A 12696-nucleotide genomic window follows, 5' to 3' on the forward strand; every position below is an offset into this window, starting at 1 on the left:
TGCCTTATCTGATGTGCGCCCCTCAACTTGTATGGGCGACGATCTTGTCGACCGTCTCGGGGAAAAAGTCGGGCGCGGCATGGCGCTTGCCGAACATCATGTCGTACTGGATGAGCCGGAAATCGCGGATTGCCGGGTTGATCTCCTTTTGACGCGACCAATCGGGCGTGGCCTCGCCGGCCGGGGTCAGCAGCAGGTTGCGGTCGACGACGCGGTAGCGCTCCCGCATCTCGCCCAGGAAGCCCGTGTAGTAGGGATGGGTGATGCCGGCCGCGGTCAGGATATGATAGGGCAGGAATGCCGGGCTGACCGTGCCGAGGTCCGCGACCGGGCCGGAACGGTTCGACCAGATGATCAGCGGTGTCTCGTGATGGTCAAGGGCTGCTTGCGGTGTCGGCTCCTTGCGTGGCGCGACGTTGTCCTTCAGGAAGCCGGTCTCGACATAGACCGGCCCCAGTGGCGGCAGATGGTCGCCGAAGAAGGCGACAATCGTCGGCCGCTCGCGCTTCTTGGCCCATTCGATCAGCCGTTCAAGGCCGTGGTCCGCGTCGGCGGAACCCTCCGCATAGCTCAGCAGCGAATCGCGCGCCCACTGGCTGATCGGCGCCTGCACGGCGTGGGTCGGGTTGTAATAGCGGTTCGGTTCATAGGGGCCATGGTTCTGCAGGCTGACCGCGAAGAAGAACACCGGATCGTCACTTGCGTCGGCTTCCCGGATGATCTCATCCGTCATCGCCGCATCCGATGCCAGCGGTCCGCGCTTTTCCATGGGCGGCAGCGTCTCTTCCGACTTGAAATCGTTGAAGCCGAAATCGGCGTACACTGCGCCACGGTTCCAGAACCAGTTGGTGCCCGGATGGATGGCGCGCGCCCGGTAGCCCTCGCTCTTCAGGAAGGTCGCCATCGATGGTGTCGGCGTGCGCACATATTGCTGGTAGGGGATGCTGCCGGCCGGCAGGAAAGCGTTGGAAAAACCGGTCAGCGCCTCGAATTCGATATTTGCCGTCATGCCGCCGAATTCAGGCGAGAACATCGAACCGGAACGCAATGCCCGCACGGTGGGGATGGGATCCGGTGTGATGGTGACGCCGGGCAGCTTGGTCGGATCCCAGAAGGATTCGCTCATGACGACAATGATGTCTGGCCTTTCATCGGGCACCGAGGCCATTATCTGCGGCCGGTCGATCGCCGCGATCGCCTTTTCCGTATAGCCCGGGGGTGCCGAGACATGGGCCATCGGCACGTTGAGCGCGAAGGCTAGTGCAAAGCCGTTGGAGGCGTAGTTTTCCTTCTGGTCCCACATGATCGGGATGATCTGCAGCCGATCCCTGGTCCATGAGAAGGTGGCATAGTCCATGATCGAGACGAAGAAGGCGAGCAGCGGCACCGCCAGCGTCAGCCGGGCAAGGCGACCCTTGTGGCTGAGCGCGGGAACCTTGCGGCGCCACTGCCGCCAGCCATAGACGAGCAGCGACAGGCCGGCGACGATGCCGACGACCATGGCGAGCGCGGTCATCGGCCGTTCACGCACCAGGAGCGGCAACAGCGCGAAGATCTGGCGAGCGTAGAGGAAATCCGTCGGGTAGAGCGGATCGCCGAGATAGTGCGACTTCTGGTGGCCGACAAATGCCAGCGAGAGCGTCAATGGCGCGACGATCATCAGGCTCTGGTGGCTGCGGCCGAGCACGGCGTCGAGGCCGATCAGGATCAGCGCGAACACCACGATGGTCGTCCAGCCCGGCTTGAGCGGCTGCAGGAAGAAGAAGACGGTGCCGGCAAAGTCACCGCGCACGATCCATTCGATGGCGAACACCAGGATGGTTGAGATCGCCAGGCTGATCAATCCGTAACGGACAACCGGCCATCTCCGGCCCGGCAGATAGCCGGTGGACGGATCGTCTTCCAGGAACTGAGGCGCGGCTTTACCGGCGCGTTTCGAACTCTTTGCCACTTTAACTTCCCACCCGGCGACAACCCAAGTCACGCGATTGTCATATAATTGTCACGCAAAGCTAGCGCCTGTGGCGAAAATAAGAAGAGCCAGCGAACGATTCGTGAGCGGTTTTCATCAGGAGTGATCGCCAAAAACCCTTTCGGAACAGGCACTCGGCGCATGGTTTGGGTCTGGGCACGGGTCGAAGCGGGCTTGACTTGGCGGGCTGCCTTGCGCCACAGGCAGGAAAAATTCGCGTATCAGATAAGCACATCAGTCTTCGGGAGCCCTAGCATGGCCGTCGCATTCACCTTTCCGGGACAAGGCAGCCAGGCTGTCGGAATGGGCAAGGATCTTGCCGATGCCTTTCCGGAGGCGCGCAGGATCTTCCAGGAAGTCGACGACGCGCTCGGCGAAAACCTGTCGAAGCTGATCTGGGAAGGTCCGGAAGAGACGTTGACGCTGACCGCCAATGCGCAGCCGGCACTGATGGCGGTTTCGCTGGCCGCCGTGAGGGCGCTGGAAGCGCGCGGTTTCTCGCTGAAGGGCAAGGTCGCCTATGTCGCCGGCCATTCGCTGGGCGAGTATTCGGCCCTTGCCGCCGCCGGCTTTGTTTCCGTCGCCGACGCCGCCCGCCTGCTGCGCATTCGTGGCAACGCCATGCAGGCGGCGGTGCCGGCCGGCGAGGGCGCCATGGCGGCGATCATCGGACTCGAGCAGGAGGATGTCGAAGCCGCTTGCACCGAGGCCGCGCAAGGCTCCGGCAAGGTCTGTCAGATCGCCAATGACAATGGCGGCGGCCAGCTGGTCATCTCCGGCGCCAAGGCCGCGGTCGAGCTGGCGGCGAAACTGTGCACCGAAAAGGGCGCCAAGCGGGCGCTGATGCTGCAGGTCTCGGCGCCCTTCCATTCCGCCTTGATGGCGCCGGCGGCGAACGTCATGCGCGATGCGCTCGCCGGGGTGGCGAAGAACGCGCCGGCGGTTCCCGTGGTGTCCAACGTCACCGTGACACCGACCGGCGATCCGGATGAGATCGCCCGGCGCCTTGTCGAGCAGATAACCGGCCGCGTGCGCTGGCGCGAAACGGTGGAATGGTTCGGCGCCAACGGCGTTGTGACGCTTTACGAGATCGGCGCCGGCAAGGTGCTGTCGGGCCTGGCCCGGCGCATCAACCGCGATATCGCTACATCAGCCATCGGCACGTCGGCCGATGTTGAGGCGGCACTGGCCGCACTCGCATAATACACTGGCGATTTGACCCCTTCCGTGTGAAGGGTGTTTTCTCAGATCAGGAGACAAAAATGTTCGAACTGACCGGCCGCAAGGCGCTCGTCACCGGCGCATCGGGAGGCATCGGCGAGGCGATCGCCCGCGTGCTGCATGCTCAAGGCGCCATTGTCGGCCTGCACGGCACTCGCATCGAGAAACTCGAAACACTGGCCGCCGAACTCGGCGACCGGGTAAAGCTGTTTCCGGCCAATCTGTCGAATCGCGACGAGGTCAAGGCGCTTGGCCAGAAGGCGGAGGCCGATCTCGAAGGCGTCGACATCCTGGTCAACAATGCCGGCATTACGAAGGACGGGCTGTTCGTGCGCATGTCGGACGCCGATTGGGATAGCGTGATCGAAGTCAATCTGACCGCCGTTTTCCGGCTGACGCGCGAACTCACCCATCCGATGATGCGCCGCCGCCATGGCCGCATCATCAACATCACCTCGGTGGTTGGTGTCACCGGCAATCCCGGCCAAACCAACTATTGCGCCTCCAAGGCTGGCATGATCGGCTTCTCCAAGTCGCTGGCGCAGGAGATCGCCACCCGCAACATCACCGTCAACTGCGTTGCCCCGGGCTTCATCGAATCGGCGATGACCGACAAGCTCAACGACAAGCAGAAAGAGGCGATCATGGCGGCGATTCCGACGCGCCGCATGGGCACGAGTGTTGAAGTGGCGTCCGCCGTCGCCTACCTCGCCTCCAACGAAGCCGCCTACGTCACCGGGCAGACCATCCATGTCAACGGCGGCATGGCGATGATTTGACCAGACATGGCGGGGTTGTGAAAAGAGACCATTTCACCTTGGACCTCGGCCATTTTTCGTGTAATGCGGCCCGCAACCCGGCGGTTCGGGCAAAAACCGGTCCGTGGCCGTTGCGTTTCCGGCAGGACCATCTTTCAGCTTGATTAGCGGCATTCTGCCCGCTAACGAAGACAGACAAACAAAAGACGAGGATGCCCAAATGAGTGACACCGCAGAGCGCGTCAAGAAGATCGTCATCGAGCACCTTGGCGTCGATGCCGACAAAGTGACGGAGCAGGCGAGCTTCATCGATGATCTGGGCGCTGACAGCCTCGATACGGTCGAACTCGTCATGGCGTTCGAAGAAGAGTTTGGCGTCGAGATTCCCGACGACGCGGCCGAGACCATCCTGACCGTCGGCGATGCGGTGAAGTACATCGACAAGGCTTCGGCCTGACGCTTTCCGCAGTCATCACCGGGGAGGACCTGCGATGAGGCGTGTCGTCGTCACGGGCCTTGGGTTGTTGTCGCCGTTCGGCATGGGCTTCGAGCACAGCTGGAAGGAGCTTCTGACCGGCCGCAGCGCCGCCAAGCGCATCACCGAGTTCGAGGTGGAGGATCTTGCCTGCAAGGTCGCCCACGTCATTCCGCGTGGTGACGGCAGCAATGCGACCTTCAATCCAGAGGCCGTGCTCGAGCCCAAGGAATTGCGCAAGATCGGCGACTTCATCCTGTACGGGATTGCCGCCGCCGACGAGGCGCTGAAGGATTCCGGCTGGGAGCCCAAGACGCATGAGGAGCAGTGCGCCACCGGCGTGCTCATCGGTTCCGGCATTGGCGGCATCGAGGGCATCGCCGAGAATGCGATCATCCTCAAGGAGCGCGGTCCGCGCCGCATCAGCCCCTTCTTCATCCCGGGCCAGATCATCAATCTTGTCTCTGGCCAGGTTTCGATCCGGCACGGGCTGAAAGGCCCCAACCATGCCGTCGTCACTGCCTGTTCGACCGGGGCGCACGCCATTGGCGATGCTGCCCGGCTGATCATGTGGGGCGATGCCGACGTCATGGTCGCCGGTGGCGCCGAAGCGCCGGTGACGCGGCTGTCGATCGCGGGCTTCGCCGCCTGTCGGGCGCTGTCGACCGAGCGCAATGATACGCCGCAGACGGCCTCGCGTCCCTATGACCGTGACCGAGATGGCTTCGTCATGGGCGAGGGCGCCGGTGTCGTGGTGCTCGAAGAGCTCGAGCACGCCAAGGCGCGCGGGGCGAAAATCTATGCCGAGGTGACCGGCTACGGTCTCACGGGCGACGCCTATCACATCACCGCACCGGCTGAAGACGGCGACGGCGCCTTCCGTTGCATGACGGCGGCGTTGAACCGGGCCAAGCTTGCGCCATCCGATGTCGACTACATCAACGCGCATGGCACCTCGACCATGGCCGACACGATCGAGCTCGGCGCCGTCGAGCGGCTTGTCGGCAATGCCGCGTCGAAGATTTCGATGTCGTCGACCAAGTCGTCGATCGGCCATCTGCTGGGGGCGGCTGGTGCCGCCGAGGCGATCTTTTCGATCCTCGCGATCAGAGACAATATCGCGCCGGCGACCATCAACCTCGACAACCCGGAGCGTGAAACCGCGATCGACCTGGTGCCGAACAAGCCTCGCTCCCGCCAGATCGACGTGGCCCTGTCCAATTCCTTCGGCTTCGGCGGCACAAACGCTTCGCTTGTATTCCAGCGCTACAATGGCTGATCGTCCGGCCGCCGGACGACGCTTCGACGTGCCGTCAATTTTGCCATATTCGCCCCTACTCTGCCGCGGGGGATTCGTTGGGCGATCAAACGGTAGGGCAAAATGAACACAAATCCGGTGGGCAACGGAGAATTCGGGCAACGGCCGGCGAACACCGGGCCGATCGTGCCGAAGACAGCCAGCGAGGCCTTGCGGCCAGAAGCCGGAACCCCGCCGCCGAAACGCTCGCGCGCTTCGCGCAGCCAGGTCGTGGTGTTCATGAACTTCGTCATCTCCTCGGTGATGCTGCTGGTTTTGGCGGCTGGAGTGGCGCTCTATTTCGGCAAGCAGGAATTCACCGAACCCGGTCCTTCGGCCAATGGCGACACCTTCCTGGTCAAGGCGAACACCGGCGTCCAGGACATCGCCGACCAGCTTGAACGGCGCGGACTGATCAGCGACGCCCGTGTCTTCCGCCTTGGCGTGCGTGCCTTCGGCAATGATTCCGCGCTCAAGGCAGGCGAATACGAGATCAAGCCCAGGGCATCCATGCGCGACATCATGGAGCTCCTGAAAAGCGGCAAGTCGGTGATGTACTCGCTGACCATTCCGGAAGGGCTGACGGTCGAGCAGGCCCTGCAGCGTATCGCCGACGAACCCGCCCTGAGTGGCGACATGCCTTCGACAACGCCTCCCGAGGGCAGCCTTGCCACCGACACGCTGCGCTTCACGCGTGGCGCGACGCGCCAGCAGATGATCGACAAGCTGCTGGCCGATCAAAAGAAGCTGGTCGACGAGGTATGGCAGCGGCGCGCGCCGGACCTGCCGCTCGCCAATATCGAGGACTTCGTCACCCTGGCGTCGATCGTCGAGAAGGAAACCGGCAAGGGTGACGAGCGTTCGCGCGTCGCCGCCGTCTTCCTGAACCGGTTGGCCAAGGGCATGCGCCTGCAATCCGATCCGACCATCATCTATGGTCTGTTCGGCGGCAAGGGAAAGCCTGCCGACCGCCCGATCTACCAGTCGGACATCCAAAAGCAGACACCTTACAACACCTATGTCATCAACGGGCTGCCGCCGACGCCGATCGCCAATCCGGGCCGCGCGGCGCTTGAGGCCGTGGCCAATCCATCGAAGACCGACGATCTATATTTCGTCGCCGACGGCACGGGCGGTCATGTCTTTGCCGCGACGCTGGACGAGCACAATGAGAACGTCGCCCGCTATCGTGCGCTGCAGAAAAAGCAGGCCGATGACGCGGCCAAGGCCGCTGCCGCCGGTGCCAACGGCAATACGGACAAGCCTGCCGCAGACAAGCCCGCCGACGGCGGCGACAGCACCGGTGGCGACAATGGCGATGCCGGCGGCGATGCGGGTGATGCCCAGTAAGACGAAGAAAGGCGTTGCCCGGAAGGCGACAGCCTGACATTTGAAGGAACGCCAAGCGTCCGGTTTCGACGCGCCCGCGGCGTGGTTGTTTTCAAGCAGCACTTGCCCCGTCCGGAAGACTGGTTTCGGGGTGATGCGCCAGGGATGTGCAGGCGACATGAATTTGCAGAGCATGACCGGGTTTGCACGTGCCGTCGCCGAGCATGACGGCACCTCGATCGCCTGGGAGGTCAAGTCCGTCAACGGCAAGAGCGTCGAGGTGCGGCTGCGGCTGCCACAGGGTTTTGAGCGGCTGGAGCCGGCGGTGCGACAGACGCTGCAGAAGCGTTTCGCCCGCGGCAATTTCCAGGCGACGCTCACAATCGGCCGCGCCGCCGGCGCGCAGGCGCAACCCGTCGTAAACGAGGCGTTTCTGAAAGACCTTGCGGGTCTGGCCAAGCGTCTGCAGGAACAATTCGGCGTTGCCCCGGCGACAGCCGACGGATTGCTGTCGCTGCGAGGTGTGCTTGACATTCCTGAAACCATCGAAACCGAGGAGGCGCGCGCCGCGCTCGACGCCGCCATCACGGTTGCGCTCGACGTCGCGCTGAAAGGGCTGGAACAGGCGCGGCAGGGCGAGGGGGCGGCGCTGGCTTTGCTGCTGTCCGGCCACATCGATGCCATCGAGGCACTGACGTTGCGCGCGGAGGCGGACCCCTCACGCGACACCGCGGCGATCCGTGAACGCATCGCCGAGCAGGTCAGGCTGCTGATGGACGCGTCCGCCAATCTGGACGCCAGCCGGCTGCATATGGAGGCGGCATTCCTTGCGACCAAGGCTGATATTCGCGAAGAGATCGACCGGCTGAAAACGCATGTCGCATCTGGCCGGGCCCTGCTTGGGGGTGGCGGCGCCGTCGGCCGCAAGCTCGATTTTCTGGCACAGGAATTTAACCGCGAATCGAATACGCTGTGCTCGAAGTCGAACGCCGCGGCCGTCACCGCGATCGGGCTGGAGCTGAAGGCCGTGGTCGACCAGTTTCGTGAACAGGTACAGAATCTGGAGTAGCCGATGGTTGCCAAGGAACCGATGGTTCCCAGGGATTTGGGGGGCCGCATTCGCCGCCGGGGGCTGATGCTCGTCCTGTCGTCGCCATCCGGTGCCGGCAAGTCGACGATCGCGCGCAATCTCCTGGAAAGCGATTCCAGCCTCGAATTGTCGGTATCGGTCACCACCAGGCCGCGCCGCGGCTCGGAGATCGAGGGTGTTCACTACCATTTCCGCACCATGCGCGAGTTCGAGCGGCTGCGCGATTCCGACGCGCTGCTCGAGTGGGCGGAGGTGCACGGCAATTGCTATGCGACACCGCGCGAACCCGCGGAACTGGCGCTGGCGCAAGGCCGCGACATGCTGTTCGACATCGACTGGCAAGGCGCCCAGCAGCTCAAGGAGAAGATGCGTGCCGATATCGTTTCGATCTTCATCCTGCCGCCCTCGATGAAGGAACTGAAGGCGCGGCTGAAACGCCGCGCCGAGGACCAGGAAGCGGTGATCGAGACGCGGCTGAAGAACGCCCGCAATGAGATCGAGCACTGGAAGGAATATGATTTCGTCATCGTCAATGACGATCTCGACCGCGCCTTCGCCGAGGTGCGCGGCATTGTCGTCGCCGAACGATTGCGGCGGGACCGCCGGCCCGGTCTGTTCGATTTCGTCTCCGGCCTGCTGGACGAGAAGACGGCGTAAGGCTCCCTTCTTCCTTCTCCCCGTTCACGGGAACACCGATGCTATAACTCGCTCGAACTGCCGGTATGAGGTGGTGGCCTCAATCTGCCGCCAGTCAGCCAGCGCGAACTGGATCGCATCCGCCTGAGAATGGCGACGGTCTGTTCCATTCCACTGAAACCAACGAGGCCGCTCAAGGGTGGCACATGGCTGACACAAGACCACGGTAGACAAGCTCGCCTGCACGTTGAATAGTATCACAGTTCTTGATCGCAAGTCCCAATGGTACTGGATTTGAGAGCGTTGACATCATGATACCGCTTCGAAACCGCTCTTCATTCTTCCGCGCGCTCGGGCCGGCATGACGGCTCCGATCGCGAGCAGCCACGCCCGGTCGCTGGGTGTAGTCACCTGCAGCGCGCTGGTCGTCGGCAATATTATCGGAAGTGGTTTCTTTCTCTCGCCGGCCGCACTCGCGCCCTATGGCTATGTCGCGCTCATAGGATGGGTCCTGATGGCCGGTGTCGCGATCTGCATCGCGCTGCTGTTTGCGCGGCTTGCGCGGATATTGCCAAGCGTCGGCGGTCCCTATGCCTATGCGCGGCAGGCATTTGGCCCGCAGGCCGGGTTCATCGTCGCGTGGACCTATTGGATTTCGATGTGGGTTTCGCAGCCCGCGATCGCGATCACCTTCGTGGGTTATCTCGGCGTTTTTTTCCCCGGCATTGGTCAAAGCCGGCTGCTTTCCACCGCAATCGGGCTGGCCGCGATATGGGCCGTCGCGCTGGTGAATATCCGTGGCGTCCGGTCCGCCGCGATACTTCAGAATATCATGGTCGGCATGAAGCTCGTGCCCTTCATCGCGATCGGGTCGATCGGGCTGTTCTGGGTTTCGCCCGCGACCCTCGCGCTACCGCCTGACCTCCCCGCCGGCGCGGGCGGTTCTGGCCCGCTTTCCACGCTATTCGCGATCGCCAGCGTAATGCCTTTGATCATGTTCGCTTTCCTGGGCATCGAATCCTCGACCGTGCCCGCCGACAATGTCAGGGATCCGGCGCGCACGATTCCGCGCGCCACCATCCTAGGCACATTGATCTGCGCCGCGATATTCATTCTCTGCACGGTCACCGTGATGGGCGTCGTACCGCGCGCGACGCTGGCGGCCTCGTCGGCGCCCTTTGCCGATGCAGCCCGCCTGATGTGGGGGGATTGGGCTGGCGACGTGCTGGCGGCGGCGGTCATCTTCTCGTCGCTCGCCGCGCTCAACGGCTGGACGCTGGTGATGGGCCAGGTTCCGCTTGCCGCGGCGCGCGACGGCCTGTTCCCTCCGATCTTCGCGCGGCTTAGCCGCTCGAGCACCCCTGCGGCGGGGATTGCCATTTCGCTTGTCCTGTCATCGCTGATGCTGCTGCTGCAGGCGAGCGGATTGACCGCTTTGGTCGGCGTCTATCGCGAGCTCATCAATCTCTCGACCACCGCGGAAATGGTCCCCTATGCCTTTTGCGCGGCCGCCGAAACCACGCTGCTCGCGAGTCTTGCCCGGCCCGGCCCATGGGCTGACCGGCCCTTCACTCTGATTTCGTTGATCGCCTTCACCTTTTCACTGGTCACAATATATGGCGGCGGTGCGGCGGCGGGTTTGTGGACCATGATTCTGACGATGATCGGGATACCGGTCTATGCGATGATGACGCGCCGGCAGCCACCGCGCGATGATGTGAGGAATGAGGAGCCGCAACGTTCGATGCCGTGAGAGGAGAACGCACCTGTGCGATGTTCCCCCACCATCGTAGCTCGGCGGCGTCGTGCGGCTCGTCGGGTTCCGCGACGAACAGGATGGCAGCTCGCGCATCACCTCGCGCATCCAGGCGACGATCGAGTATGATTTCGTGCGCTGATCAGATTTTGCGGATCAACGCGCGCGCTTCCTCGCCATAGCCTTTCGCCGGATTGATCCGGCCGTCGCCGAGCGATGCGAAACCCCAATAGTTCCAGAAGGCATGGGCATCGCCGACCGCGATCAGGGCGATAGTGTCAAAAGCCACCACGGCGTGCTTCCTCCACGACAATCTCCACCGCGCGGTTCGCCATGCCGTGCCCGCGCGCTGCCTCGCCGACCGCGAGGTCGTGAAGATAATAGCAGTCGAGCGGTTCGGGCAGCCGCTTCAGCGGCACATCGAGTGCCGGCGGCGTGTCGAGCCGCCCTGGATGTGAGATCAGGTAGCCGCCAATCCTGCCGTCGCCGATGTCCAGAACATGACATCCTGCCGGATAGAGGCGGAAACAGGCGGCGAAGACCGATGAGTTCTCGGGATAATCGAGGTGAACCGCCTCTGCGAGGTTCGTCACTCGATCGAGATCCGCATCGGTCATCGCACGCCAGTCCATCAGGGCGTCTCTTGTGGCACCATCTTGTCGACCGTCTCCGATACGTTCGGCGGCGATGCAGAGCGCGAGTGAAGGTCGAGACCGGAATAGCGGCCCACCGACAGCCAGAACATTACGGCCAGCGCGGCAATGGTAACACCCAGTGCGAGATAACGCACCCAGACGGGCGAACGCCCACCCGGATGGAGATGCTTTTCCTCGATATCGCGCTTGCGGGTGATCGACGCCGAGTAGAAAACGATTGTGGAGATCACGAAGATCAGTGACCACCGCACTTGCTCTCCATCGGAGCCAGCCAGCGCCACCATGCAATAGGCCGCCCCCGCCAGCCCCGTGATCACGAAGAAGGTGTACTGCGCGTGGGGCATCTTGCGATAGCCGAGCACCTTTATGGCGATCATCGAGTAAATATAAGGCAGCAATGTCATGATGACCGCAATCGACGCGATCTTGCCGAACTGCTCGCTTGCGGTCGGCGACATGGTGGCGAGCACCTGAATGCTCATGATCGTCGCCACGATGACAAGGCCCAGCGAGGGGACGCCGCGCTTGTTGACCCGCGCGAAGATGCCAGGGAACAGCCCGTCATCCGCCGCGGCTTTTGCCGACTGGCCGACGAGCAAGGTCCAGCCCGCCAGCGACCCGAGACAACCGACGGCGGCGCAGAGCGCGACTACACTGCCAGAAAAATCGCCCAGCGCGAGCCGCGCGGCATCCGCGAAGGGCGCTGATGAAACCAGCAATTCCTTGTTTGGGATCATGCCCATGATGACCGACGAGCTGAGTATATAGGCGACCGATGCCAGCACCACCCCGCCGACCGTAGCAATCGGGACATTGCGCGAGGGATTCTCGACGACGCCGGCCGAGACGGACGCGCTTTCGACGCCGATAAATGCCCAGAGTGTGAAGGTGAGCGTGGCCATTACCGCGCTTGTGTCGCTCTTGCCGGAGACGTTCCACGCCGATTCATAGATGTCGGCGCTGAACCAGAACCAGCCGAACAGCGCCATCCCGAAGATCGGGACCAGCGCGAACACGGTGGTGAAGCTCTGGAGCCGACCGACCAGCTTGGGGCCGAGGATGTTGGCGTAGGTGAAGAACCAGATGACTGCGATGGCGGCGAATGCCATCACCACCGGAACTTTCAGCACCGGAAAGAAATGCGAGAGATAGCCAAGGCCAGCGACCGCGAGCGCGACGTTGCCAATGACGTTCGCGAGCCAGTAAATGAGGTTTGTCTGATATCCCATATAATCGCCGAACGCCTTTCGCGTATAGGCATAAGGGCCGCCCGCCGCCGGATCGATCGCTGCCAGCTTGGCGAAGACGAGCGCCAGCGCGACCGCGCCAACAATCGTGAATATCCATCCGATCAGCGCGATGCTTCCGATCGCCGAAAGATTGGCGGGCAGCATGAATACGCCCGATCCCATCATGTTGCCTGCCACCATTAATGTGGCGGCAACCACCCCGATCTTGTTGCCGCCCCCGCTTGCGGGCGCAGCCGCTGCTTCTTCAGCCATTTCG

At 63.0% G+C, this 12696-nt stretch carries 13 protein-coding genes; 8 read left to right on the forward strand and 5 right to left on the reverse strand.

Features of this window, described 5'->3' with window-relative positions; all coding sequences use genetic code 11:
* Positions 1–22 precede the first annotated feature (22 nt).
* Positions 23–1951, reverse strand: coding sequence for an LTA synthase family protein (locus AC07SZ_RS02065; RefSeq protein ID WP_494913104.1), 1929 nt, complete (start codon positions 1949–1951; stop codon positions 23–25).
* 276 nt (positions 1952–2227) lie between these two features.
* Here AC07SZ_RS02065 and fabD point away from each other — a divergent pair, with 276 nt between their 5' ends.
* The 4 genes from fabD (at position 2228) to fabF (ending at position 5705) form a co-directional block, all read left to right on the forward strand.
* The gene (gene fabD / locus AC07SZ_RS02070; RefSeq protein WP_056563251.1) at positions 2228–3175 is read left to right on the forward strand and encodes an ACP S-malonyltransferase; all 948 of its coding nucleotides are present in this window, start codon (positions 2228–2230) and stop codon (positions 3173–3175) included.
* A 59-nt stretch (positions 3176–3234) separates the two neighbouring features.
* Entirely contained in the window at positions 3235–3972 is a 738-nt protein-coding gene (fabG, locus tag AC07SZ_RS02075) for a 3-oxoacyl-[acyl-carrier-protein] reductase (protein ID WP_056563248.1), read from the forward strand.
* 199 nt (positions 3973–4171) lie between these two features.
* Entirely contained in the window at positions 4172–4408 is a 237-nt protein-coding gene (locus AC07SZ_RS02080; protein WP_006203723.1) for an acyl carrier protein, read from the forward strand.
* A gap of 34 nt (positions 4409–4442) precedes the next feature.
* Positions 4443–5705 (forward strand): beta-ketoacyl-ACP synthase II, encoded by a 1263-nt coding sequence (fabF, locus tag AC07SZ_RS02085; RefSeq protein WP_056563245.1) that lies wholly within the window; start codon positions 4443–4445, stop codon positions 5703–5705.
* On the opposite strand, the gene AC07SZ_RS02090 is transcribed toward fabF, so the two are convergent.
* Positions 5693–5965: a hypothetical protein gene (locus tag AC07SZ_RS02090; RefSeq protein ID WP_244493892.1), complete on the reverse strand. Its 273-nt coding sequence runs from the start codon at positions 5963–5965 to the stop codon at positions 5693–5695. The genes fabF and AC07SZ_RS02090 overlap by 13 nt on opposite strands.
* Between AC07SZ_RS02090 and mltG the strand changes: the two genes are divergently transcribed.
* The 4 genes from mltG (at position 5964) to AC07SZ_RS02110 (ending at position 10531) form a co-directional block, all read left to right on the forward strand.
* Entirely contained in the window at positions 5964–7073 is a 1110-nt protein-coding gene (mltG, locus tag AC07SZ_RS02095) for an endolytic transglycosylase MltG (RefSeq protein ID WP_244493891.1), read from the forward strand. The two genes, AC07SZ_RS02090 and mltG, sit on opposite strands and share 2 nt — an antisense overlap.
* Positions 7074–7230: 157 nt before the next feature.
* On the forward strand, positions 7231–8121 hold the full coding sequence (locus tag AC07SZ_RS02100) for a YicC/YloC family endoribonuclease (protein ID WP_056563240.1): 891 nt from the start codon (positions 7231–7233) through the stop codon (positions 8119–8121).
* A 21-nt stretch (positions 8122–8142) separates the two neighbouring features.
* A complete protein-coding gene (gene gmk / locus AC07SZ_RS02105) occupies positions 8143–8799 on the forward strand; it encodes a guanylate kinase (RefSeq protein ID WP_056565545.1) in 657 nt (218 codons plus the stop codon).
* Between the two features lie 340 nt (positions 8800–9139).
* Positions 9140–10531: an amino acid permease gene (locus AC07SZ_RS02110; RefSeq protein WP_056563237.1), complete on the forward strand. Its 1392-nt coding sequence runs from the start codon at positions 9140–9142 to the stop codon at positions 10529–10531.
* A 145-nt stretch (positions 10532–10676) separates the two neighbouring features.
* On the opposite strand, the gene AC07SZ_RS02115 is transcribed toward AC07SZ_RS02110, so the two are convergent.
* Genes AC07SZ_RS02115 through adiC form a run of 3 tightly spaced genes read right to left on the reverse strand, consistent with a single transcriptional unit; the run spans position 10677 to position 12692 of the window.
* Positions 10677–10823, reverse strand: coding sequence for a hypothetical protein (locus AC07SZ_RS02115; protein ID WP_196772369.1), 147 nt, complete (start codon positions 10821–10823; stop codon positions 10677–10679).
* Positions 10813–11166 (reverse strand): GNAT family N-acetyltransferase, encoded by a 354-nt coding sequence (locus tag AC07SZ_RS02120; RefSeq protein ID WP_196772370.1) that lies wholly within the window; start codon positions 11164–11166, stop codon positions 10813–10815. Before AC07SZ_RS02120 ends, AC07SZ_RS02115 begins: the two co-directional genes overlap by 11 nt.
* Entirely contained in the window at positions 11166–12692 is a 1527-nt protein-coding gene (gene adiC / locus AC07SZ_RS02125) for an arginine/agmatine antiporter (protein ID WP_056563232.1), read from the reverse strand. Before adiC ends, AC07SZ_RS02120 begins: the two co-directional genes overlap by 1 nt.
* Between the last annotated feature and the right edge of the window lie 4 nt (positions 12693–12696).

This window comes from Mesorhizobium sp. GW821-FHT07A06 (assembly GCF_059419085.1).